We start from the raw sequence: 22869 nt of genomic DNA, 5'->3' as shown, positions 1-22869 counted from the left end.
AAGAAATCCTCCTGAATGTGCCATTATAAGGTACGGCCGCGGTGCTGTTCAGCCGGGCCGTCCGAAATTATTTTTGGCCGCCGCCTGTGGAAAAGCGCTGCTCGTTCGTACTGGTTGAAAGGCCCTCACTTCGCGTTCCCGCCAAAGGGCGCGTACCTTGCGCCAGGTCCCGTCGCCAGCATCATCTGGGATGTCGTGCCAAAAGCGGAATAGATGGCGTCAAACCGGTGGGTCTTGGCATCCCCGACGCTCAATACCGTCACCCCGTCATTGCCCACGCCGACCGAGCCGATGACCATATGGGCCGGGCTGATTCCCGCTGCTTGCAATGCTCGCTGGGTATCTTGTGAAAGCGGTGCGGTCTCCGTCGTCATGAGAAGGAGAGACAATCTGTCGGTGTAGGTGCGAAGGAACAAAGTCGACTCCGCGCGAAACCGATTCCCATGCCGAGAACGCCTTGCGCAGTTCTTCAAGCCTTACCGTGGCGGCGTCGAAGGCATCGTTGCCGAGGAGAAGGCGATGTGGCGGGTTCTGAGATTCGACCGTCTCGACGATGGCGCGGGCAGCGCGCACCGGATCACCTCACTGTTTGCCGGAAAGGGCGCGCGTCCGGCTGTGGGAGGCACCCGCCGTCGCAGCGTAATCGTCGATTGCGGGCACGGTGAACTACTTCGGCATCTTGCAGTCGCCCTGCCGACTTTCTTACGCCGCAAGGATTTTGGCGCGAACTCGGTCAGCGGCGTGGCTGCCCGCATCGGACGCCGGCAAACCAAACGCGAGCCACGCCGGGCCGACCTCAAGCGCCATCGCAATGGCCAAAATCTTCTGCAGATCCGGCTCAGCCCCGTCGATCTCGTACATGCAATAGGCATTCCTCGACAAGACAGTCTCCGCGTCACGTCTACGCCCTGTCTTCGGCTTGAACCTGACCTGCTTGGCCACATGGCTCTGCGTCAACCCGAGTTCGAGCCGCCGCGCGGCCATGCGTTGACCGAGCGTAGCTGGCCCGGATGCTGCAACGTCCACCGGTCTTCCAATCCGGTTCATGGGACGACGCTCGCGAACTTTGACTGTATCGAAATCTTTCATTTTGATATTTTCCTGCTTCGCCTGAAATCTATTTGGGTCACTTGAACGCTGCATCGGCACAGCATAGCGGGATTGGTTTTCTGTCCAACATGCAGCGCAACGCGGTTAGTCGGCGTGCATAAGCATCGGTACGGCGCAATGAGATGTTCAGCGGTGAGGCCGTCGCGCGAAGCAGGCACTGCTCTGCCATGAGTGCGTCGTCGGCAGGTCGAAACGCAATGAGCGAGTGCGCGGCGATCCAGTTGTCGAGCGTCATGTCGTCCCATTGGCCATCGCATCCGATGACGAACGGTTCCCAACCGGAGTAGTACGAGTCAATCGCGAGCAACGACTTGCGCAGCGTGGAAGTTCGCACAGTCCCGAGGATGTGTGACTTCAGGCGCTTGCGCAGATCGAACGACGCACCCGAATACATGTGCACGTAGTTATCGATCCGCGCCGGCGGCCGACCGCCAAGCTCGAAATGCCCCGAGACCTCGAGGATCGGTTCGGCGTTCCGCATCAGGATCGCATAGACGCCAGTCGCGGCCTCGGGCACTAGCGCCTGATCGCCGATCCATTCGTCGGCGCGAATGAGCGCAAATTCCGACCAGTCGAAGTCCATTTCCATTTTGATTCCTTGTGCCATTTTCAACCAGTTGTTTACATTTCTTGTGGTATCTTGCAGGCCATATGCTAGGGCCGAAACCCAAAAAAGTCATTGTCGGTTGAATCGGTTGATGATTCCGTTGCTTCGTGATTCGGAGGCATTGGGATGCGGAACAACCTGTTTTGGCTGAGCGACGAGCAATGGCTTCGGATCGCGCCGCACTTGCCGACGGACGTGCGCGGCAAAGATCGTGTGGACGACCGTCGCGTAATCAGCGGCATCCTACATGTCTTGAAGAGCGGCTGCCGGTGGTGCGACTGCCCGCCGGAATACGGCCCCCATACGACAATCTACAATCGCTTCGTGCGCTGGGCCGAGCGCGGCATCTGGGAGCGGCTGTTCCGCAAATTGGCGGAGCGCGGACGATCCACCGATACCCAGATGATCGACTCGACGCATGTCAAAGCCCACCGCTCGGCCTCGGGCGCAAAAAGGGGGAGCTTAAGCTGGCGATCGGCCGCTCGCGCGGCGGGCGCAACACGAAAATCCACGCAATCGCAGATGCTAAGGGCCGTCTTCTTTCCATCCTCCTGACCGGCGGCCAGGCGCACGATTGCCCGCCAGCCCAGCGTCTCATCCGCCGAAGCAAGATCGCCAAGAAGCTGCTCGGCGACAAAGCCTACGACAGCGAAGAACTGCGATTATGGCTGACGGCGCGCGGCACCAAGCCCGTCGTGCCCAACAGATCGAACCGCAAGCAGCCCTTCAGCTTCGACAGAAAATCCTACAAGCAGCGACACAAGATCGAGAACGCCTTCTGCCGCCTCAAGGACTTCAGGCGCATAGCCACCCGCTATGACAGGCTGGCAAGAAACTTCCTCGCCTCCGTATGCCTCGTCGCTGCTATCGTGTGGTGGACTTTATGAGTCTGGACCCTAGCCGCCGTGCCAGGCACGAAGATTTCTGTGCCAACGCACATCTTTTACCGCCATGTCGGCCTGATCTCGGACAGACGGACGCTCGACGGCTTGCCGTTCGTCATCTCCAACTCGACGCGCGCAGGCGAATTGGTCGAAGAACCCCTTGGTGTTTTTGCCGGCGATCAGCCTTGGCGCATTGACGGATACCCTGGCCCGCTGCACCCTTGGCAAGTGATAGCTCGCGCCCATGCTTGCCAGCGCCGCTCCTATGACGCGCTGACATGGAATTGCGAGAATTTCGTCAATTATTGTCATGCCCTGCCGGAGACCAGCGGCCAGGTCGTGGCGACGCTGGTCATTGCCGCGTTGGGCGCTGTGGTTTTCGGCGCGGCGGCCAGAGCCTGAGCGTGATCTGATCTGCGCCATTCGGATCGGGCCGCTCTACATCGTGGATGGCTTGGCCAGCCAGCTCTGCAGCAACTCGGCAAGGTTGTAAGCCGGCGCACCTTCGACTGCACCTATGCCTGATCGGATTGCGAAGATCAGCCCTCCAAAAGACCGCGAAAGAATCTTCAACGTCCGCAATTCGATCGATGGACCGTTACGCAATCCTTGACTTCGGCCATGGCTGGCGCAGGGTGCTCGCCATTCGACGCCGATGGCCGTTGAATTTGTAAATAACAGTGGTGCTGGGAGGCGCGAGCGAGACAGTCCGTAACTGATCCCGCAGCGACGACGAAGAATCCCGGCAGTCGTCATCCGGTCCGAGACAGTTCGGATCAGCCCGAGAGCGGTCGTCACAAGGATTCTTGTGACGACCGCGCCGACCCCAAGAAATGGGAATATCTCGGTCGCTTAGACGGCAATCCTTTGATCGCACGGCGGCGCTGCTCAGGAGTATGAGCGCGCACGCATGCGCCTTGTGTCAACCCTACCAAGCAAACAACGCTTGGCAGGCGCGGATGGTCTGCGCCTGAAAACGAAAGAGATAAACGTAATGTCAGACTTGTCACCAAATCAAAATCACCACGAAGTCGCTGCTGCCCGCATGCTCGCAAGCGGCACTCCTACCGTCGCCGACCCGAAGGACGCCATCGAAGCGGAATTCCACGCGCTTTGCACGGAACGGTTCCTCACTAAGCTCGAGTCAGAGTTTGATCCTCTGACATACTACTTGGACGGCGTTCTTGAGACAAAGCATGGTGTGAAGTTCAAGACCGATTTCCACTTCGGTGATTTCGAGTGCCGCCCCGATGGTGTATGTTGGGCGTACGGTCTCTTCACCACTACCGCGCCCGACGGACAGTCGAGCAGTATTTTGGCGACGGGAGACGGCCGCGCCGAACCCTACCTTTTGGGCTTTGAAGGCGACGCCGTGCTGTTTGAGGGCATCTACCTCAATGAGCACCTTGCCGAGGTCGCCGCTGCACTCGTCGGCGAGGTGGAGAGGCAACTTAACCTCCCGTCGTAACGAACGCTCCCTGAACTCTCTCGCGTCCACAACATCACCAATCGGAATTCCAATGTCCCTTACAGAACATCGCAGCCCGTCGATCAATTTTATTTCAGCCATCTTCGCATCCGCCGTCGATACACCTGTCCCGGTTTGCGTCGATGACGAGATCCATCACATCGTTGATCCGGCTTTCATCACCGAGAATGTCGGTCGCCTCTACGCAAGCGCCCTGACCGACGACGGCGTGGCGTTCATTGTTGGAATCTTGGAGGAAGCAGAGGTGGACGATTGGAGGCGCTGCCCGTTTGCCGCCCACCGCTGCGATCCACAAGGATCGCAAACTGATGCTCTTCTGGAGTTTTAATAAGCTGGCCAGCCTGACCGAGGCACAGCAGATTGTGGACGCCACGGGAATGGAAGGGCTCAGCCACCTTGTGCCGGTGCCGGATACAGATGGATGGCAATTGGTCCACGCTGATCATGAGGTGTTCTACACGCTCGACGAGTTGTTGGCCGCGTACGCGGATGAGCCGACCGACGGCCCCGAAGGGGCGAGCGAAGCGAGTGATGATAGCCCACCCACGTGCTATGCCGACGCGGCCTGCGTTACCCCCTTCGATGAGACCGACTACTCCGACGAGATCGTCATCACGGCCGGGCACGGCGCGGACGCCAAGGAGGGTGTCAGTAACTCGGTGTAAGATGGTTTCTGTGAGTTTACCTTTTGAGAGGAGACTCACATGGCTACGGATTTTTCCCCTGAGATTCTGGATCAATTGCTGTCTGGTGGGCTCAAGCCCGCGGACCTTACCGGCGCGGATGGCCTATTCGTGCGCCTGAAGAAGGCGCTGATCGAACGGGCGCTTGGCGCCGAGCTGACCGATCACCTGGGTTACGCCAAGGGCGACCCGGCCGGCCGGGGCAGCGGCAACAGCCGCAATGGGACGAGCGGCAAGACGGTGCTGACGGAGGACGGCGAAGTGCAGATCGAGGTGCCGCGCGACCGCGCCGGCACGTTCGAGCCACAGCTGATCGCCAAGGGCCAGACCCGCTTCGACGGCTTCGACGACAAGATCATCAGTCTGAATGCGCGCGGCATGACGGTGCGCGAGATCCAGGGCCATTTGGCCGAGCTCTACGGCACCGAGGTCTCGCCCGATCTGATCAGCAAGGTCACCGACGCGGTGCTGGACGAGGTCCGCGAGTGGCAGAGCCGGCCGCTCGAACCGGTCTATCCGGTCGTCTTCTTTGACGCCCTGCGGGTCAAAATCCGCGACGAAGGCACGGTCAAGAACAAGGCGATCTACGTCGCGCTCGGATTAAAACCGTGCGGCGACAAGGATGTACTGGGGCTTTGGATCGAACAGACGGAAGGCGCCAAGTTCTGGCTCAAGAGCCTGCCCCCGCGAAGGCGGGGGTGATGAACGATCTGAAGGTCCGTGGCGTCGCCGATATCCTGATCGCCGTCGTCGACGGGCTGAAGGGCTTTCCCGAAGCGATCAACAGCGTCTTCCCGCAGACGCTGGTCCAGACCTGCATCGTGCACCTGATCCGCAGCAGCCTGTCCTTCGTCTCCTGGAAGGATCGCAAGACGATCCTGCCGTCGATCAAGGCGATCTATCGCGCCGAGAACGCGGACGCCGCCCTGCAGCGGTTGGAAGACTTCGAGGCCGAGTGGGGCAAGCGCTATCCCGCGATCGGCCAGGCTTGGCGGCGCAGCTGGCAGCACGTCATTCCGTTCTTCGCCTTCGCGCCGGAGATTCGCAAAATGATCTACACCACCAATGCGGTGGAGGCGTTGAACCGCTCGCTTCGCAAGATCATCAAGACCCGCGGCAGCTTCCCCAATGACGAGGCGGCGCTGAAGCTGCTCTATCTCGCCATCAGGAACGCATCCGTCCATTGGCGAAGGGCTATTGAATGGACCGCTGCGATGAGCCAGTTTGCCATCCAGTTCGGCGACCGTTTCGCGGGGTCAGCGGACTGACCCCATGGGGTCAGTCCGCTGACCCCGCAACCCAATCACAGAGGCCGATCTTACACAAAACTTCTGACACTCCCATTACAAGCGCGTGAGACGCGAGAAGACTCTCACTTGGGCCTATCACATCCTCGGAACCTTTCGTGCGGCGCTGACCTGGGCGGTGTCGGAAGATTGGATCCCCCAAAATCCCGCACTCGACGTGACGATCAAATCGCCGCCGAAGCGCACGGTTGTCTGGCATCCCGATCAAGCCGCGCTCTACATCGACAAGGCTCGCGAGCTAAAGTGGGCGTCGATCGTCGCGATGGCACACGTCTTCGACAGCATTGGACAGTCGCCCATTGATGTCAGAACCCTGCTGCGCAAATCCTATGACGGTCGCTGTATCGATGTATCCCGTGCCAAGACCGGCATGGAGGGTGCGCCCATCCCGCTCTTTCCGATCGCCAAGGCTGCGCTGGATGAGTATCTCGCTTCGCAACCCGCGAAACTTCCTGACGCCCCGCTGTTCACCAACGACCGTATCGGGGGCATGTGGAACCAGAGCACACTCATCAAAGTCCATGCGAAGATCCGGACCGCCGCGGGCCTGCCTACGAAGCTCCAGTTCCAAGACTTCAGGACGACCGCGCTGACGGAGGGTGGCGCGGCCGGCGGTACCGTCGATGAATCGCGCGGCTTGGCACGCCACTCCACCCGGTCGGCTGGGGAGCACTACGTTCATCCCGACGAGCGGTTTGTGGAATCGATCCAAGCGAAAAGGCTTGCCCACCGGAACAAACATGGGGCAAAAGTTGGATGACGGATTTTCGAATGTTGGAAAACCTGCAGACCCCGTAGCTCAGCAGGATAGAGCAACGGTTTCCTAAACCGTAGGCCGCCCGTTCGAATCGGGCCGGGGTCGCCAGGTTTTCGGTATCTTGGCGCAAGCGCCACAAACCCAGCGAACCCGGGACTGGCGAGATATCGCGGGATGAAGTGGGATGAGCGCCCGCTACCCGTTTCGGAGGATTCGCCCTCTTACCGCTGGTTGCGGTAGGAGTCGGGGATGGGCGTCGCTAGGTCAATTGCAACATGGCTCGGTGAGCAAGCGCGGGCCGTGCGCGTCGCTATCGAGGGCGGCATCGGTGCCGCAGTTCTCGCAATTTGGATCACTGTTTGGTTTTCAAACGGTGATCCTTTGATCATCATTCCAGCCCTAGTTTTTGGGACGTTGATTGGTTGGCTGGGATTGGCAACTTCCAGTCTGTCAAAGACATGGAAGATCATTTGGGCATTAGCATTCGCTATCGCCTCAGTTGTGAATGGAGCGGTAATTTATCGACATACTCATCCCATCTCGATTTCGATGCCTCCGCTTGGCCAGAAAAAGCAATTTCATTCTCCTATCCCGCCAGCGCGTCCCACACCTATTTCACCACAAGCGAACAGTTCTGCTCCGCCTCCTAAACCGAAGCCAAAGCCAGATACCGGAACTACAAGAAGGCACGTCACACCTTCGTTGTCAGTGACCAATTCACCGGGGAGCATCATCGCGCCGAGCGGCAACAGCATCAACACGATAATCAATCAGGGACAGCCAGAAGTATTTTCTGTCAATGAGGGAGATTCATTTTCAGTACCAGCAGTTCAATATTGCATCGTAAATGTCATCCCAGGAAAGGCGACGAAAGAGACCGATATCTTTCTTCCGGCTAATCCAATTAAGGACGCGATCGTTGAAGTGAGATTTGTATGGAGCTTGCACATGACCACGAACGGTCAGCCGGTAGCTATTTACACGAGCGAGCCAATAACTGATTCAAATCTCGCGGGCGTTCTTCCGATGCCAAGCGATTCAAAGCGATTTGTATATGATGGCCAGCAATGGAGATAACGCATCTCTAGAGTCGTAACTCCCGCACGCCCATCGCCTCTAGGCATTGCACCAGAAACACCGCTGTAAACCCGCCACGCGCGACCTTGTTGCGGATATTCACGGCGGTATCGTCTATGCCGATCTTGCTAAGCCGTTCCACCAGCCCGTCATAGGTCACGCCGTGGCGCTTCATCTCCGATTTCAGGAGATTCTTGGTTTTTTCTGTCCAATCCACCTTGGAAGCCATTGGAAATCCTAACGGTTTTGCCACGTCGTAAATATCACCATATCCGTTACATTCGCCATTGACAAGGCTACCTATTGCCGCCATATCCGTTACACAAGTAACGGATACAGTGACAAGTGCCCAAAACCCATTTCCTCCAAACGAAAGCCGCCCGGACGCTCCGTCTGGCCGATGTCTTTCGGATGTCGGAAACGGAAGCTGAGGCCACGTTCCGCAAAATCCGCTGGTCCGATACGGACGGCGAGCCAGTGTGCCCGTCCTGCGGCTGCATCGGGGCCTATCCTTCGCGCCGCGTCACGGGCTCACCCCGCTTTCGGTGCAAGGCCAAGGAATGCCGCAAGGACTTCACGATCACGTCCGGCACGCTGTTCGCCTCGCACAAGGCCCCGCTGCGGACGTACCTGGCCGCGATTGCCGTGGCCATGAACGAAGTCAAAGGCAAGAACGCGCTGGCGCTGTCGCGCGATCTCGGCATGTCCCACAAGGCTTGCTGGGTTCTGATGCACAAGGTCCGCGAGGCGATGGCGGAAGAGTTCAAGGGTCGCAAGATCGGCGGCGCTGGCAAGGTTGCTGAGACCGATGGCGCGTATTTCGGAGGCTATATCCGTCCGGCCAATCGCAAAGAGGATCGCGTCGACCGTCGCCTTGCCGCGAACCAGAACGGCAAGCGCCAGTCCCTTATCATCGTTCGCGAGCGCAACGGTCGTTCGCTCCCCGCCGTGTTCAAGTCGGAAAGCGCCGCCGTGTCTTGGATCAAGTCGCGCATTGAAATGGGGACCGTTGTCAACGCTGATGAAGCGTCAAGTTGGGATAGCCTCTCTTCGAAATATGAAATGAAGCGGATCAACCATCAGGAAGCCTACAGCGACGGCGAGGCTTGCACGAACCAAGCCGAAAGCTATTTCTCCCGCATCCGTCGCGCGGAAGCCGGTCACTTCCATCACGTCGCCGGGCCGTACCTTCTGCGCTACGCACAAGAGTCCGCATTCCGCGAAGATGCGCGCCGGGTCGATAACGGGACGCAGGTTCGCCGCGTGACGGAATTGGCGTTGAAGCGTGGGCCTTCGGTGGATTTCAGCGGGTACTATCAACGGCATAAGGCAGCGTAACTCGGTTCGACTTGGAACGATGATTGCGGCCAGTCGTGAATATCGGCCTTGTATCAACAGGCGGCAGCACAGCACTTTGCGCGACGGTTTCAGAAGTGGTGCTGGGCTGGGCTAGATGAGCGCTCTGGGAGGGGACCATGCAGCAATGCAACATGACTACCACAACGATATTTGTCATCGCAGTATTCCTAGGCTCGTTGCAGCAAGGTGCGTATGCGCAAGGGACGCAGACGATTGGGACTGCGGCGCCGTTGGAGACGGATTCTGCCGGTCACACCGGACAAGCGGCGGTAACTTCTGTCTTCCGAGTTATCTGCAAAGAAAATGGGACGTTTGGGACCGGGTTTTTGCACAAGAGCGGAAATGTCATCACAGCTGCCCACGTTATCGATGGGTGCGCGAACCCCGTGATAGCGCTTCCCGACAACAAGACCCTTGTGGCCGCAAAGGTAATGCGAGCTGATTATGACAAAGACCTTGCGTTGTTGAAGCCAGAGACTCCAATTTCTGGGAACCCGCTTCCAATTTCGAATACCCCTGATTTGGCGTACGGCGCAGAGATTGCATTCTGGGGATTTCCATCTGGCTACGTGGGTGTTCCGCCGATGCTGAGTGTTGGCTATATCGCTGGCATCGATGGAGTGAGAACGAAGACCAATAAAATTGTGCCTCAACTCGTTGTTAATGCCGCAATCAATCATGGCAATTCTGGCGGCCCGGTCCTTCTTGTAGAGACCGGCGAGGTAATTGGTGTTGCAGATAACAAGATTGCTCCGCTGTCCGACGTGGCGTTGTCGGCGCTCAATGCGCTCCAAAATCAGCCATCTGGATTTACTTTCACCGCAACGTCGCCTGACGGCAAAACGCGAACTTTCTCGGAGGCACAGGTCGTCGCGATGGTATTGGAAGAGCTTCGGCAACAGGTGCAGCTTGTTATCGGCCACGCTGTCATGCTGGGAGACTTGCGCACCTTTCTCACAGATTGCGGCGTCGATCCGTAGCTGCGGAGATTTGTGCATGACAATACGCCTTCCCTCGGTTAGATTGCTCTAGCCGATTGCTTCGCAAGGCGCGGCGTATGCATCCAGGCGTGGAGTTTGCACCTCCACGCGGATCGCCAAATCAGAATCTAACTCAAAGCGGAGTGGTGGCCTAGTCGTCTTGACTGGGCATTTCCTTCGCTATCCATTTCACCCCGCGCCCATGACCGACTTTCTCGACCGTATCTGCCTTCCGCAGGTCGTGGAGCGATACAAGGATGCGTCGGATGAAGTCCGTCCGGATTTTGCGGTTCTTGTCGGGGTCTAGCCGCTTATCCAGCATGGCTTGCACCGCCACGTCATCGGCCCGGATGGCCCCCTTCTGCCGGAGCATGTCCCGGCAGCGACGGCTTATCTCGTTCCGGCCAAAGTAGGTTGACCGGGCGGGCATCCGGCCCTTGGTGGGAATTTCGGACGGCTCTAGGCCGTACAGGGACAGCACGCCGTCAACGTGAACCAGGTCTGCCTGTAGCTTGTCCAGGCGCTTGTAGAGGTCTGCGATCTCACCAGCGATGGCAGACCGGCGCTCTTTCAGACCCGAGATAATGAACGCATCGCCCATCGCCTAAAGCTATGGCGGCACTCGCCATTTTGCTTGTGGCGTTTGCGCCAACATACCGCAGGTTTTCGGTATTTTGGATAGAAAGTTGAGATACGGGTGTGGGTTCAGGGTTGCAAGGTCTTGTGCGGTGTAACGATAGTCCAACTACGTGAGGGCCGAACCCAGGCTTTGACGCAACGTCCGTCAGCCCAACGTCGTTTTGCCCGGAAATAGACGCCGTTGGTCGCCTCATTTGTGTCACCTGCATCTAAAGATTGAGCGCACCTTTCGGAGGGGTTTCCACTTACGACTATTCCAATCGAATGATTTGATCGTCGCTATCTCGTTCAGATACCGGCAGGCGCTTTCGAGGGACATTCTACATAGAATGCGGCTTCTCCCGGTTGCGCGCTGTGTGACCTCAAGAACCTGTGACGGTTCGTAGTCCGAAACAAATTTGCAGCGATTCTCCCACGAGATTCGAGAGAAGGATCGATATTGTGGACGTGACAGTAAAATCAACTCTTGCGGCCTGCGTACGTCAAATTTTGTTGGAGAGATAAAGATAATTGGTGAAGGGCGACTTCGGGGTGTCAGCGTAATTATCCTAATCCAGTTTCTGGCGCCCCTGTTAGGAGTCTCTCCATGGAGAAGATCTTTCACAGATGAGGGCAATCCCGAGAATACCTTCGCATCAGCATCATCCAGCCGCCCGACTGGCAGCGAAAGCAGCAAGACAAAAATGGAAATGCGAGCCTTCTTCATTTCGCCTTCACCGAATTCAGCCAATGCTGTTGGGTAGCATTGGAGATTGCCATGACTGGAGTATAAAGAGTCACTCCGCTAGGGCCGAAACCGTTCGCATTAGTGTAAGCGTAACCCCACTGTATGGTGGTGATAACACTGTAGGAACCGTCGGCGTTCATGCTTACAAGGGATGTTTGAGCCTGGAAGCTTCTGTCGCCCCTCCAAGAGGGCCAATCCATGAAGTTCGGGCCCGAGGAGTAGTCGTTCGGGAAAAAGGGTGGGTTGTCACTATCGGATTTCCAAGTGCCGTCTTCTCCGAGAAAAGCGCTCCGAACACTGTATGTCTGAATCCAGTCTAAATTCTGCGCCTTTCCGTTGTAGTGAAGAGTCAGGTCGGCACCGCAAAAAGCTTCATTGCAAAGCTGCGTCATCGTGTAGCTTAGAGCCGATCCGGAAAGAAGTTGAGTCGGGTGAATCGGTTGTGATTCCGTTGTGGGTGCTGATTCGCAACAGGAGCACCCGATGTGGAAGCCGGAGCACCGGCTGTCGGCGAGACGCAATGGTCTTCGCTATTCCAGCGACATGACGGATGAGGAATGGTCACTTGCGGCGCCGTTGATACCCCCGGCCAAGCGCGGCGGGCGCAAGCGCACGACGGATGTGCGTGAAGTCTTGAACGCCATTTTCTATGTGCTTTGGACGGGCTGCCAATGGCAGGCGCTGCCGAAGGATTTTCCGCCCAAGAGCACGGTTCACGACTATCTCGAACTGTGGAACTGGGACGGGACGTTGGAGCGCATCCATCACGCGCTCTATGTGGCAGTGCGCGAGAGCCAAGGCCGCGAGGCCAGCCCCACCGCCGCCATCATCGACAGCCAGAGCGCCAAGGGAGCGCTCAAAGGGGGGCTCTGCTCGATCCTTCAGGCTACGACGCGGGCAAGAAGGTCAAGGGCCGCAAGAGGCACATCCTCGTCGATACGCTCGGCCTGTTGCTGAGCGTCGCCGTCCACAGCGCCGACATCCAGGATCGCGACGGCGCAGCGCTGGTCCTCGACAAGCGGACGCGGCGATCGTTTCCCTTCATCGAACGTATCTTCGCCGACGGCGGTTACAACGCCAAAAAGACCGCCGATGCCGTCGCCGCCACCGGAACCTGGGTCATCGAGATCGTCAAGCGCAGCGATGCCCACCGCTTCGTGGTCATGCCAAAACGCTGGATCGTCGAACGCACCCTGGCCTGGATCAGCCGCAACCGACGCCTGGCGCGCGACTTCGAGCGCTACGCCACAACCGTCGCGGCCTTCATCCGCCTCGCCATGATCCGCATCATGCTCAGGCGACTTGCCGCAAATCCCTCAAAATGATTCAGTTCTTTCCGGATCGGCTCTAAGTGGCCCAACCTCCCCCGAGACAGATCTACCCACACGCGGAGAATTGGGAGGAGGGCCGGCGCTATTTGGATCATTTCCAGACGCTGTACTCCCGATGCCGACCGATGAAACGCCGAAGTCGCCGCCGACGACGAATTTCCCCGCTTCGCCGCCCGTGTTTGGGCCCGCGCCGTTGGGCGAGCTGGAACTCACTTGTATGCTGCTTGTGGATACCAGGACCATTTCGGTGCAGGTGACGCAGCCGCCGGGTACGTGCGAGCCCGTACACACCGCATGAGCGCACGCGTTGATCCAGTACTTGTTGAAGTGCCTCTCCTGGCTCTCGTCCACCAAGCCGCTGGGATCGGTCAGCGACAGCGGGTTGTTGAGGACATAGCTGTAGCGATTGAACGACTGGCCGTCGAACGGATCGGGGATCGTCGGGTTGTGTGATATTCGCTTGTTGCGAGCCCACCCCAGGCCCGACACTGAACACACAAATGTTACCGCTTTGCGCAAACTGGAAATTGATGACACCGAGCGTGAGATTCTGCACAAGAAAATCATCCCCGCGTTTGGTTCATGCTGGTAGCGTTGCTAAACCAAAATCCGGCCACATGACCGGCGTCTGCTACCAGAACGCTATTGCCGGTCTGGGACTGCCAGTTCAACGCGGGATATCCAACACTTTCGCCGTTGACGACTGCATTATATCCACCGCCAAGGCTCGCGCCTAAGCCAACCATTTGTGTCTATTGGCGAGGAGGTAATTTCAGCACATCGGCTAGCCGATCAATTATCTCAGCGGGGGATTCCTTCAAGGAGCCAACGGGGAAGGTCTTTTCTCCGCCATCGCGCAAATGGACTACTACTGCTTGACCATTGGCGCTGTTAGACACCTTTGCAATCTCTTCGCATCGCACCGAGAAGATCCATCTGCGGACAAAGATCAACATTCCTTGTTCAATCCAGACAGCCCTGCCTTCACAATATAAAAGTTGTTTCAGCACGGCGGCGATTACGAGAAAAACAAAAAAGCCGGCGATCCAGCCAAACGCAATTGCGGGGATTACGAATACGCCGCGCGGGGAGGCCAAGGCACGACTTACAAGATGCCCGCCATAGCTCCAAAAGGTTGCATAGGGCACAAGCATAAGTACCAGCAACACGAATCCGATCTGAGACCACACCTTCAACTTTCGATAATGTGCAATCGCTGTCATATTTTCCTGTCAAAATGGATAATACATTGGGATGCCATTTTCTTCATTGAACCGTTCGGCTTGCGCTGCGGTCGAATAGCCTTGCAATATCGCTTGCCCGGTGGCGGAAGGGCTGGGCATGCCAAAACCGACCAATGCCCCTACCGCCGTCCCGCCAATTGCGCCAGCTAAGTTTCCGACTCCAGGAGCGAACGAACCAACACCAGCGCCAATAAGTGCATCTGCGCCGATAGACGTTCCGACAATGGCTACGCTGTTCGCGGTAACGCCAATCGCAGTGGCACCCACGGGCGCCCCTTTACTGATTGCTGATATTCCTTCGAAAGTCTGCTCCCCGACTACAGCCGCTCCGCTGAAAGTTTTGAACACGGTTCCCACGCGCTCAAAAGCCTCCGCGGCGCCTTCGCCCCTTGCAAAAAGACCTACTCCACTCGTGAACACTGCTTGCCCGTCGACAGCATACCCCGTTGCCCCAAATGCTTCACCAATGCCGTTCCAATTCACCCTATTTGTGCCATTTGTATCACCGCCACCTATTGGGGTCGGGTCGCGGTTCGAGGCGCCGTAATTGGCGAGGCCGAATTGATTGAAGCTTTCAAAGTTGAACGACACCCAGAAGCAGCAGGTTACCACCACCGTCTCGATCGGCGTGCCGACGAGGGTTTCGGACGTTTCCACCCAAACGCCGCCGGTGCTGCTTCCGGTCGCGGTGCTGCTTCCGGTCCACGCATCTCCGAGACCCGCACCCGAGGCTCCGGAAGTGAACGCGAGAAATTGCGCGCCAAAGCCGATATAGCAGCCGCCGCATCCTCCCGGAACCTTCGATCCGGTGCACACGTCTTTCTCGCAATTGGTGATGACGGTCCGTGTCTGTGGCGCATATCCGGACGGGTCGTAATGGGAGAGAGGATTGTTCATGACATAGCTATAGCGGTTGAAGCTCTGGCCGTTGAACGGATCGGGGATCGTCGGGTCCGGACTCATGAACCTTCCGAGCGTCGGATCGTAGATGCGCGCGTTGGCGTTGACCTCGCAGATGTTGTCCAGCATCTCGTGGCCGGTGAAGCCCCGGGTCGTGGTTGAGGTGATGCCGCATGCCGCGTTGTCGGTGCCGTCGCTGTTGCGGCGTCTTCCCCAGGCGTCGTAGCTGAGGCGCTCGGCCACGCCGCCGGCGTCGTCGGTCATCACCGCGACCGAGCCCAGATGATCCAGCACGAAGTACTTCCAGCTCGTCGCGCCGCCCACGACAGAGAACCGCTCGCCCAGGATGGCGCCGCCGACCTTCAGGTAGTCGTGCCAGGTGGTGGTTCCGCCGGCGACGAGCTGTTCGCTCATGGCGCCGGAGGCGGGGTCGTTGAGGTAGGTGGTGGTGGAAGTGAGCGTGCCGCCGCAGGCGGTGCCGGCATAGACCGCCATCGCGACGCGGGCGTGGCCGGAATCATAGGTCAGGCAATCGGCCGTGCTGCCCTGGACGATGGAGGCCGCCATGTTGAACGCGGTGTAGGTGACCGTTCGGCCGGCGCCGGCCGTCATGTTGCCGTCGGCGTCGTAAGTGTAACCCGGATTGGTCACGCCGTTGACGGTGCCGGCGATGGACGACACCGCATGCGGGTGGGCCGTGCCGGCGGCTGGGTAGCTGTAGGTCCCGACATCGGATTTGGACGTGATGTTGCCCAGCGCGTCATAGCCGACCGACTTGGTGATGGCGCCGCTGGTGCACGAGGCCGGGCCCGAGGATCCGGTGGCCGCGTTGGTCAGCCGGTTCAGCGCGTCGTAGCAGAACTTCTCGAAGACGCCCTGATGGTTGTCGGAGCGATAGGTCAGGTTGCCCAGCGTGTCGTAGCCGTATCCGCGTCGTCGCGGATATGGTGGACGATGCCGACCACGGCTGATGAAGAGGTCCAAGGAAGTGCCCTAGGGCATCGCCTCCAAACATTGCTCGTGCCAAATACCCGGAACACCGTGTAAGCGATAAAGCTCGTCACCTCCATGGTAGAATCCCACATCCTCCACCACAGCTATCTGACCAGCATAATTCAATTGCTCTGGGTTCAATTTGTTGTGGAGCTTCCAAGTTCTCGAAAACTCTTCCAAAAAGGAGCGGCCTGCTATGCGGACCCTAGAACCCTTTGGAAACTCCTCTTTGTAAAGACCCTTTGTTTTTCCCATCGCTAATATGGTCCCACAGTTATGGTGTTGGCACAAACGTCGTTACTTGCGTGGGGTTCACCAACTGGAACTGTGGTGCACCTCCGCTTGTGAGCGGCCCGTTGAACGCAGGCCCTAGGTTGGACGCAGGAGTTTGAAACGTGGTCGAGAACGCACCTTTCCCAGCGTCGATTTCGAGCGCGCCTTCCACCTGAGATGCGCTCATTCCCGACAAATTGCTTGTCGTTACGAAGGAGCCTGCATTTAGAGTGCCCCCTTCACCAATTGCCGCCGCACCTGCTGCACTGGTGAAGTGCGTCACCGTCTCCAGACCGGTTTCCTCTGCGCCCCTTATTCCAATTTGCTCGGGAATACTTGCGCCGAAAGTGGCAATCGCAAGTCCGATGTTGAACAGGACGCCTTCACCCCCATTCTCCAGAGGCGGCTCTCCTTCCCAGTGTCCAGTTGCACCATGTCCTGGCCAGTGTCCTGTTGCGCCACCTGCGACCCCGAAGATTCCTCCATCTACGCCCGCGGTTTCATTTCCACCGGATCCCTGCACCGTGGGGAAGCTGTAGTTGAACGACACCCAGAAGCAGCAGGTTACCACCACCGTCTCGATCGGCGTGCCGACGAGGGTTTCGGACGTTTGCACCCAAACGCCGCTGGTGCTGCTTCCGGTCGCGGTGCTGCTTCCGGTCCACGCATCTCCGAGACCCGCACCCGAGGCTCCGGAAGTGAACGCGAGAAATTGCGCGCCAAAGCCGATATAGCAGCCGCCGCATCCTCCCGGAACCTTCGATCCGGTGCACACGTCTTTCTCGCAATTGGTGATGACGGTCCGTGTCTGTGGCGCATATCCGGACGGGTCGTAATGGGAGAGAGGATTGTTCATGACATAGCTATAGCGGTTGAAGCTCTGGCCGTTGAACGGATCGGGGATCGTCGAATCCGGACTCATGAACCTTCCGAGCGTGGGATCGTAGATGCGCGCGTTGGCGTTGATCTCGCAGATGCTGTCCAGCATCTCATGGCCGGTGTAGCCGCGTGTCGTGGTTGAGGTGATGCTGCATGCCGCGTTGTCGGTGCCGTCGCTGTTGCGGCGCCGACCCCAGGCGTCGTAGCTGAGGCGCTCGGCCACGCCGCCGGCGTCGTCGGTCATCACCGCGACCGAGCCCAGATGATCCAGCACGAAGTACTTCCAGCTCGTCGCGCCGCCGACCGTGTAGAACCGCTCGCCCAGGATGGCGCCGCCGACCTTGAGATAATCGTGCCAGGTGGTGGTTCCGCCGGCGACGAGCTGTTCGCTCATGGCGCCGGAGGCGGGGTCGTTGAGGTAGGTGGTGGTCGAGCTCAGCGTGCCGCCGCAGGCGGTGCCGGCATAGACCGCCATCGCGACGCGGGCGTGGTCGGAATCATAGGTCAGGCAATCGGCCGTGCTGCCCTGGACGATGGAGGCCGCCATGTTGAACGCGGTGTAGGTGACCGTTCGGCCGGCGCCGGCCGTCATGTTGCCGTCGGCGTCGTAGGTGTAACCCGGATTGGTCACGCCGTTGACGGTGCCGGCGATGGACGACACGGCGTGCGGGTGGGCCGTGCCGGCGCCGGGATAGGAGTAGGTTCCGACATCGGACTTGGCGGTGATGTTGCCCAGCGCGTCATAGCCGACCGACTTGGTGATGGCGCCGCTGGTGCAGGAGGCGGGGCCGGAGGATCCGGTGGCCGAGTATTGCAGCCGGTTCAGCGCGTCGTAGCAGAACTTCTCGAAGATGCCCTGGTGGTTGTCGGAGCGATAGGTCAGGTTGCCCAGCGTGTCGTAGCCGTAGTCGAACGCCGCCACCGCGTCGGACGCCCCGGCCCGGACATTGGTGAGCAGGCCGGTGTTGGCGTCGTAGGTCTGGGTGGTCGAGAAGGCGGCGTTGCCGGCGGTCTGGACGGTCGGATGCAGCTCGGCGTCGGCGCCCGACAGCGTCCACAGCACATGGCTGTCGGAGCCCGTGGCGCAGGTGTGGCTGCCGCCATTATCGGTGACGCGGCACAGATAGCCATAGGCGTTGTAGAGGTCCTTCACCACCAGGCCGGAGGGATAGCTCACGGTGTCGACGGCCCCGTTGGTGGCGTTATAGGCCGTGGCATAGGCATAGTTCGTGCCGCCGACGGCGATCGTCGTGCCCGTGGGCCGGCCCAGGCCATCATAGGTGAAGGTCTTGGCCGTGGTGGCCGACGCGCAGCTCGGATTGCTCGACGCGGAGGTGCAGCTTGCCTGCACCATCCCCACGCCATGGACGGCGCCGTCATAGACCCAGTCGGTGTAGCTTCCGGCCTCGTTGCGCTCCAGCACCCGGCCGAGCAGGTCGTAGGACAGCGTCGTGGTCTGGCTCCTGGCGTCGGTCTGCGACCGGATCTCGCCCAGAACGTCGGGGACATAGCTCCAGGAGCCCATGTCGGGATCGGCGGAGGCGGTCTTGTTGCCGCGGATGTCGAAGCTGTTGGCGATGACGTTGCCGGAAGGGTCGGTCACCGTCAGAGGATCGCCGAAGGCGTCGTAGACATAGGACGTCGCGTGGCTGGCCGCGTCGGTCACCGAGGCGTTCAGGCCCTGGGCGTTGCGCGTGACGGCGGTCGTCTGGCCCTGGTCGTTGGCGGTGGAGACGGTCAGGCCGTTATAGGCGACGGTGGCATAGCCGCCATTGGGCAGGTCCTGGCGCGTCAGGCGGCCGAGGTCGTCATAGGTGTCGACCGTCCATCTGGGCGTGCCGCCCGACACGAAATAGGGCCGGCTGGTCTCGTAGACCCGGCCGTTGGCGTCGTAGACCGTGGCGGTGCGGCTGGCGCCGCCGCCATAGCCCTGCACGTCCTGGGCGATGACGCGGCCGAGCGCGTCGTAATAGGCCGTGGCGACGGGGCCGATCTGGGTGACGCCGTCCGACGCGAAGGCCTCGGTCTGCTTCAGATAGGCGCCATAGGTCGGGCAGCTCGCCGCCCCGCCATTGACGCCGACACGCGTAAGCCGACGACACGGGTTGCAGGCCGCACGGCTCCAGCGCGTCGAGGGTCCACGCCGTTGCGGATGTAGTAGGCTGCGAGAGCTTGAAGCCACATCGTATTGTTTTTGAGTTTGGAGATACGCATCACCTCCCGATTTTATACAACCTGATAGCGTGTCCGAGTGGGAGAGTTTTCTGCGGACCGGAAGAGCGCTGCCCTTTGGCAATATAATTGTTCGGCGAAAATCCGCCGAGGGGCCCACCCTCTCTTTCCTTCTCGTTCTCGCGGCGTTCCAGACCACACTCCGTTTCGGGGCAACCCAAGCGGCGTATGTGTATAATCGAAGTAGATGTCCGTTCCGTTCGAATAGCTTGCTGGAACAAACCGATTTGTGTCTCTTGATCGTTAGCATCCCACACTTTTTGCGAGAAAGCGCAGATCAGAGATTGCAGAGTCGGATGAGAGAAAATATCTCTGTTGTAGAGACCTAGCAAAGAATTCGCAGGCTTTTCGAGGTGGCATTGTGCAAACCACTTCGAATCGACTGCTCTCAGAGAATTGGGCGATCTGAATCGATCCGTCTACGGGCAGCGAGCCTGCTTGAGTGGAACAGCGATACCTATCTACGAAGCGCAAAAATCCATGGTAATTTGAATGTGAGAGCAAGATCAGCCTTTCGATCCCAGTTCTTTTGAACTCAAATGGTGACACCCAAATCACGGGCGCAAGGCTATTGCGCCCGCCAAGATTCAGCAGCCGTACCCATTCATGGACACTTTCAGGCGCAGGCGTGCCGCTGGGGTTCGGCATTATCAGTGCACGATCTACCGCCTTTGCACATGAGACGGCGATGCAAAGAGCAGCCAACACAGTAGCTACAAGCAAGCCGGCTGGACTCTTCATTTGGAAAACTCCGGTGCCTTAGGGGTAATCATGCCATTAGCATCCGTGGAAAACCCCCACGTGAAGGTGTAGATGACACGACCTGTCGCGAGGTCAATAACTTGGTCTTGTGCTGACCAATCCACATTATCCAAGCCAGTGCCAGCTCCCAACGTTGGTGTATCCCAGAATGTGCTCGAAGGTAGGTCCAGAGAATTTGAGGAGTCGTAGTAGGGATAGTCGCCGTCGTGCTGCCAGCCAGTATCTCCATAAGGGCTCTGTATACGGTAGTTCTGCTTCCACTGAACTTGCCCAGAGCCCTTGAAATTAACTACGAGACCTTCGCCGATTCTACCTTCGACCCCGCGATAGTTGGCCATTTTCCACACAAAGGGACCGGAGCTGCCGTAGGTCCAAGGCCCATAATTGCCAAACTGAGAGCCAGCTTTATTTGTGTTTCTCTGGGCAGTGACGACGGCACATTCAATTTCAGCTACACACCCTCCATCTGTGTCGTCTCCAGACGCTGTACTCCCGATGCCGACCGATGAACTGCCGCTATTAGAATATTGTCCAACGTCGCCGGGCGCGCCGCTGGGCGATGCGGAAGTCACTGGCTTGTCGGCTACCTGAATCCACTCCGGTCGAATATCGCAACTGGAACAGCCGCCGGCTATGAGGGAGCCGGTGCCGCACACTCCATGTCCGCATAGATCGATCCAGTGCTTGGGACTCACCTTTGGTGATTGGTCCACCAAGCCGCTCGGATCGGTCATCGACAGCGGATTGTTCATGACATAGCTGTATCGGTTGAAGCTCTGGCCGTTGAACGGATCGGGGATCGTCGAATCCGGGCTCATGAACCTTCCGAGCGTGGGATCGTAGATGCGCGCGTTGGCGTTGATCTCGCAGATGCTGTCCAGCATCTCGTGGCCGGTGTAGCCGCGTGTCGTGGTTGAGGTGATGCTGCATGCCGCGTTGTCGGTGCCGTCGCTGTTGCGGCGCCGACCCCAGGCGTCGTAGCTGAGGCGCTCGGCCACGCCGCCGGCGTCGTCGGTCATCACCGCGACCGAGCCCAGATGATCCAGCACGAAGTACTTCCAGCTCGTCGCGCCGCCGACCGTGTAGAACCGCTCGCCCAGGATGGCGCCGCCGACCTTGAGATAATCGTGCCAGGTGGTGGTTCCGCCGGCGACGAGCTGTTCGCTCATGGCGCCGGAGGCGGGGTCGTTGAGGTAGGTGGTGGTCGAGCTCAGCGTGCCGCCGCAGGCGGTGCCGGCATAGACCGCCATCGCGACGCGGGCGTGGTCGGAATCATAGGTCAGGCAATCGGCCGTGCTGCCCTGGACATCAACGATTCAGCGGCTTAAACGAGGGGTGGCGCTACCCGGCCCACACCTGCCACCCACTCAAGGCCAACAAAATCAATCGCTTAAGCCGTCGCGGGCTGGCAATGGCACCATCGCAAACCCCTTTGGTGCCGTAAAAAACGATGTGCAGACAACCACTTGGCTCAAACCGTGGGCCGAGCCTTTTATCTTGTATTCAACCCACAAACCCGGCCCTCAACCCCGCACCCCCTCCCGGCCAGCGAACACCATGCCGCCGCGAAGCAAAATCCCCGCGCAAAACATGCAGCCGGAGCGATGTCGTGACGACACGCGAGCGGCGATTCCGGCGTCGATCAGAGGCAAAAAGCGGGCGGGCGACACGTCGATTCACGACCGGATTCACATCGCCAGACACACAGATTCTGCGCGCGCCAGCAGCGATTCTGAGGTCGTCAGTGCATCTGATTCATCGCAGCAAGGCCGAACGCGATTGTCTGCGGAACGCTCATCACAGAGAGATCGCCTTGCTCATTTTTCCATTGCTGGTAGCCAGTCTCAAAGCTTGGAGCTGGTGAGACGCCAGTTGCAAGAAGTCGACCTACCGATGCCGCGAGCGCAGATTTCTCGAACGCAACATGCCCAATTCTGATCACGCTGCCTGCACCAGGCATGCCCTGCGGGATCGATATATCGATGATCGACACATGGATGGCGAGCTTGCCTTTCCACTTTTCCACGCGGCCGATGACGACCTTTGCTGTCGTCGGTGACGCCGATTTGATCGACCATTCCTGCCCTGGCACGAAGTCTGGAGCCAACGGTTTGGCAGCATCGGCACGTCCTGCGAGAAGAACAGGTGCCGTCACAAGAGCCGCAAATATCACGCGTCTAAGCATCAACAGTCCCATCCTGCTCACGCCTGGTGCGGCTGCGGGTTCGCACGGAAGTAGATCAACGCCGCGACCAAAGCGAGCAATGCAGCTACCCCCAGGTTCGTTAGAAGATGCTCAAAACCGGCCGTCGTGACGCGGTGATCAGTGACCAATGCGCGTCCTCCCTGCGAGTAAAACGACACGTCTCGATAAAAAAAATACGACGAGATGAGCGAAGGCGTGACCACAAGAACAAAGAACACAAGCTTCTGCGCCCAACCAATCGAGGATGGAATGCGCGTTGCGATGAACGCCGCAATGCAAATTATTACGAGGTAAAACAGCGCTTCGAGAACAGCGTACATGGCCGTGGGCAAAGGGTAGAACGGGTGGAAGGGATAGGCATTGATTAGCGTTTCCAACACCGCCACCGCGACAGCCGCCTGAATCACACGCACTATTTCAAAGCTCATCG

The 22869-nt window shown here is 58.8% G+C and carries 21 protein-coding genes, 1 tRNA gene and 1 pseudogene; 13 read left to right on the top strand and 10 right to left on the bottom strand.

Annotation, left to right across the window (positions count from 1 at the left end):
* Window positions 1–125: 125 nt before the first annotated feature.
* On the bottom strand, window positions 126–416 hold the full coding sequence (locus WDM86_02925) for a hypothetical protein (GenBank protein ID MEI9988968.1): 291 nt from the start codon (window positions 414–416) through the stop codon (window positions 126–128).
* Window positions 417–519: 103 nt separating this feature from the next.
* Here WDM86_02925 and WDM86_02920 point away from each other — a divergent pair, with 103 nt between their 5' ends.
* Complete coding sequence (locus tag WDM86_02920) at window positions 520–1134, top strand: hypothetical protein (protein ID MEI9988967.1); 615 nt, start codon at window positions 520–522, stop codon at window positions 1132–1134.
* On the opposite strand, the gene WDM86_02915 is transcribed toward WDM86_02920, so the two are convergent.
* Window positions 1127–1699: a GIY-YIG nuclease family protein gene (locus WDM86_02915; protein MEI9988966.1), complete on the bottom strand. Its 573-nt coding sequence runs from the start codon at window positions 1697–1699 to the stop codon at window positions 1127–1129. The two genes, WDM86_02920 and WDM86_02915, sit on opposite strands and share 8 nt — an antisense overlap.
* Before the next feature lie 144 nt (window positions 1700–1843).
* On the opposite strand from WDM86_02915, the gene WDM86_02910 reads away from it, so the two are divergent.
* The 9 genes and pseudogenes from WDM86_02910 to WDM86_02870 all read left to right on the top strand — a co-directional run bounded on the left by WDM86_02910 (window position 1844) and on the right by WDM86_02870 (window position 7914).
* Window positions 1844–2604, top strand: a protein-coding gene (locus WDM86_02910) for an IS5 family transposase (GenBank protein MEI9988965.1) whose coding sequence is annotated in 2 segments (ribosomal slippage) — window positions 1844–2171 and window positions 2171–2604 — 762 coding nt in all. Because the reading frame shifts where the segments join, the coding sequence is not laid out codon by codon here.
* A 39-nt stretch (window positions 2605–2643) separates the two neighbouring features.
* A complete protein-coding gene (locus WDM86_02905) occupies window positions 2644–3003 on the top strand; it encodes a lecithin retinol acyltransferase family protein (protein ID MEI9988964.1) in 360 nt (119 codons plus the stop codon).
* A 544-nt stretch (window positions 3004–3547) separates the two neighbouring features.
* Window positions 3548–4069, top strand: a complete 522-nt coding sequence (locus WDM86_02900) for a hypothetical protein (protein MEI9988963.1) — start codon at window positions 3548–3550, stop codon at window positions 4067–4069.
* A 52-nt stretch (window positions 4070–4121) separates the two neighbouring features.
* Window positions 4122–4418 carry a hypothetical protein gene (locus WDM86_02895; protein MEI9988962.1) on the top strand — a complete coding sequence of 99 codons (297 nt, stop codon included), beginning with the start codon at window positions 4122–4124 and terminating at the stop codon, window positions 4416–4418.
* The gene (locus WDM86_02890) at window positions 4399–4755 is read left to right on the top strand and encodes a hypothetical protein (GenBank protein MEI9988961.1); all 357 of its coding nucleotides are present in this window, start codon (window positions 4399–4401) and stop codon (window positions 4753–4755) included. Before WDM86_02895 ends, WDM86_02890 begins: the two co-directional genes overlap by 20 nt.
* A 39-nt stretch (window positions 4756–4794) precedes the next feature.
* Window positions 4795–6041, top strand: a pseudogene (locus WDM86_02885) (IS256 family transposase).
* A gap of 85 nt (window positions 6042–6126) precedes the next feature.
* Window positions 6127–6840, top strand: a complete 714-nt coding sequence (locus WDM86_02880; GenBank protein ID MEI9988960.1) for a hypothetical protein — start codon at window positions 6127–6129, stop codon at window positions 6838–6840.
* A 28-nt stretch (window positions 6841–6868) separates the two neighbouring features.
* A tRNA-Arg gene (locus WDM86_02875) sits at window positions 6869–6945 on the top strand.
* A gap of 141 nt (window positions 6946–7086) precedes the next feature.
* Window positions 7087–7914, top strand: coding sequence for a hypothetical protein (locus WDM86_02870; GenBank protein MEI9988959.1), 828 nt, complete (start codon window positions 7087–7089; stop codon window positions 7912–7914).
* Between the two features lie 7 nt (window positions 7915–7921).
* Here WDM86_02870 and WDM86_02865 read toward each other — a convergent pair whose 3' ends face one another.
* Complete coding sequence (locus tag WDM86_02865) at window positions 7922–8143, bottom strand: DUF6471 domain-containing protein (protein MEI9988958.1); 222 nt, start codon at window positions 8141–8143, stop codon at window positions 7922–7924.
* Between the two features lie 116 nt (window positions 8144–8259).
* Here WDM86_02865 and WDM86_02860 point away from each other — a divergent pair, with 116 nt between their 5' ends.
* Window positions 8260–9252, top strand: a complete 993-nt coding sequence (locus tag WDM86_02860) for an IS1595 family transposase (GenBank protein ID MEI9988957.1) — start codon at window positions 8260–8262, stop codon at window positions 9250–9252.
* A 137-nt stretch (window positions 9253–9389) separates the two neighbouring features.
* The gene (locus WDM86_02855; GenBank protein ID MEI9988956.1) at window positions 9390–10253 is read left to right on the top strand and encodes a serine protease; all 864 of its coding nucleotides are present in this window, start codon (window positions 9390–9392) and stop codon (window positions 10251–10253) included.
* 151 nt (window positions 10254–10404) lie between these two features.
* On the opposite strand, the gene WDM86_02850 is transcribed toward WDM86_02855, so the two are convergent.
* Complete coding sequence (locus tag WDM86_02850; GenBank protein ID MEI9988955.1) at window positions 10405–10854, bottom strand: hypothetical protein; 450 nt, start codon at window positions 10852–10854, stop codon at window positions 10405–10407.
* 1248 nt (window positions 10855–12102) lie between these two features.
* Here WDM86_02850 and WDM86_02845 point away from each other — a divergent pair.
* Window positions 12103–12944 (top strand): IS5 family transposase gene (locus tag WDM86_02845; GenBank protein ID MEI9988954.1). Its coding sequence is split into 2 segments (ribosomal slippage): window positions 12103–12490 and window positions 12490–12944, totalling 843 coding nucleotides; the frame shifts between segments, so codons are not numbered across the junction.
* Window positions 12945–13702: 758 nt separating this feature from the next.
* Here WDM86_02845 and WDM86_02840 read toward each other — a convergent pair.
* From WDM86_02840 to WDM86_02815, 6 genes are all read right to left on the bottom strand, one after another.
* The gene (locus WDM86_02840) at window positions 13703–14173 is read right to left on the bottom strand and encodes a hypothetical protein (GenBank protein MEI9988953.1); all 471 of its coding nucleotides are present in this window, start codon (window positions 14171–14173) and stop codon (window positions 13703–13705) included.
* A 9-nt stretch (window positions 14174–14182) separates the two neighbouring features.
* Window positions 14183–16078, bottom strand: coding sequence for an RHS repeat-associated core domain-containing protein (locus WDM86_02835; protein MEI9988952.1), 1896 nt, complete (start codon window positions 16076–16078; stop codon window positions 14183–14185).
* 283 nt (window positions 16079–16361) lie between these two features.
* On the bottom strand, window positions 16362–19421 hold the full coding sequence (locus tag WDM86_02830; protein ID MEI9988951.1) for an RHS repeat-associated core domain-containing protein: 3060 nt from the start codon (window positions 19419–19421) through the stop codon (window positions 16362–16364).
* A 787-nt stretch (window positions 19422–20208) separates the two neighbouring features.
* The gene (locus WDM86_02825) at window positions 20209–21483 is read right to left on the bottom strand and encodes an RHS repeat-associated core domain-containing protein (GenBank protein ID MEI9988950.1); all 1275 of its coding nucleotides are present in this window, start codon (window positions 21481–21483) and stop codon (window positions 20209–20211) included.
* A gap of 491 nt (window positions 21484–21974) precedes the next feature.
* Complete coding sequence (locus tag WDM86_02820) at window positions 21975–22430, bottom strand: hypothetical protein (protein MEI9988949.1); 456 nt, start codon at window positions 22428–22430, stop codon at window positions 21975–21977.
* 5 nt (window positions 22431–22435) lie between these two features.
* A complete protein-coding gene (locus WDM86_02815; protein MEI9988948.1) occupies window positions 22436–22867 on the bottom strand; it encodes a hypothetical protein in 432 nt (143 codons plus the stop codon).
* Between the last annotated feature and the right edge of the window lie 2 nt (window positions 22868–22869).

Origin of the sequence: Rhizomicrobium sp., from assembly GCA_037200045.1 — a bacterium.
Taxonomy (GTDB): Bacteria; Pseudomonadota; Alphaproteobacteria; order Micropepsales; family Micropepsaceae; genus Rhizomicrobium.
This window is presented reverse-complemented; position numbering and strand designations above follow the sequence as displayed.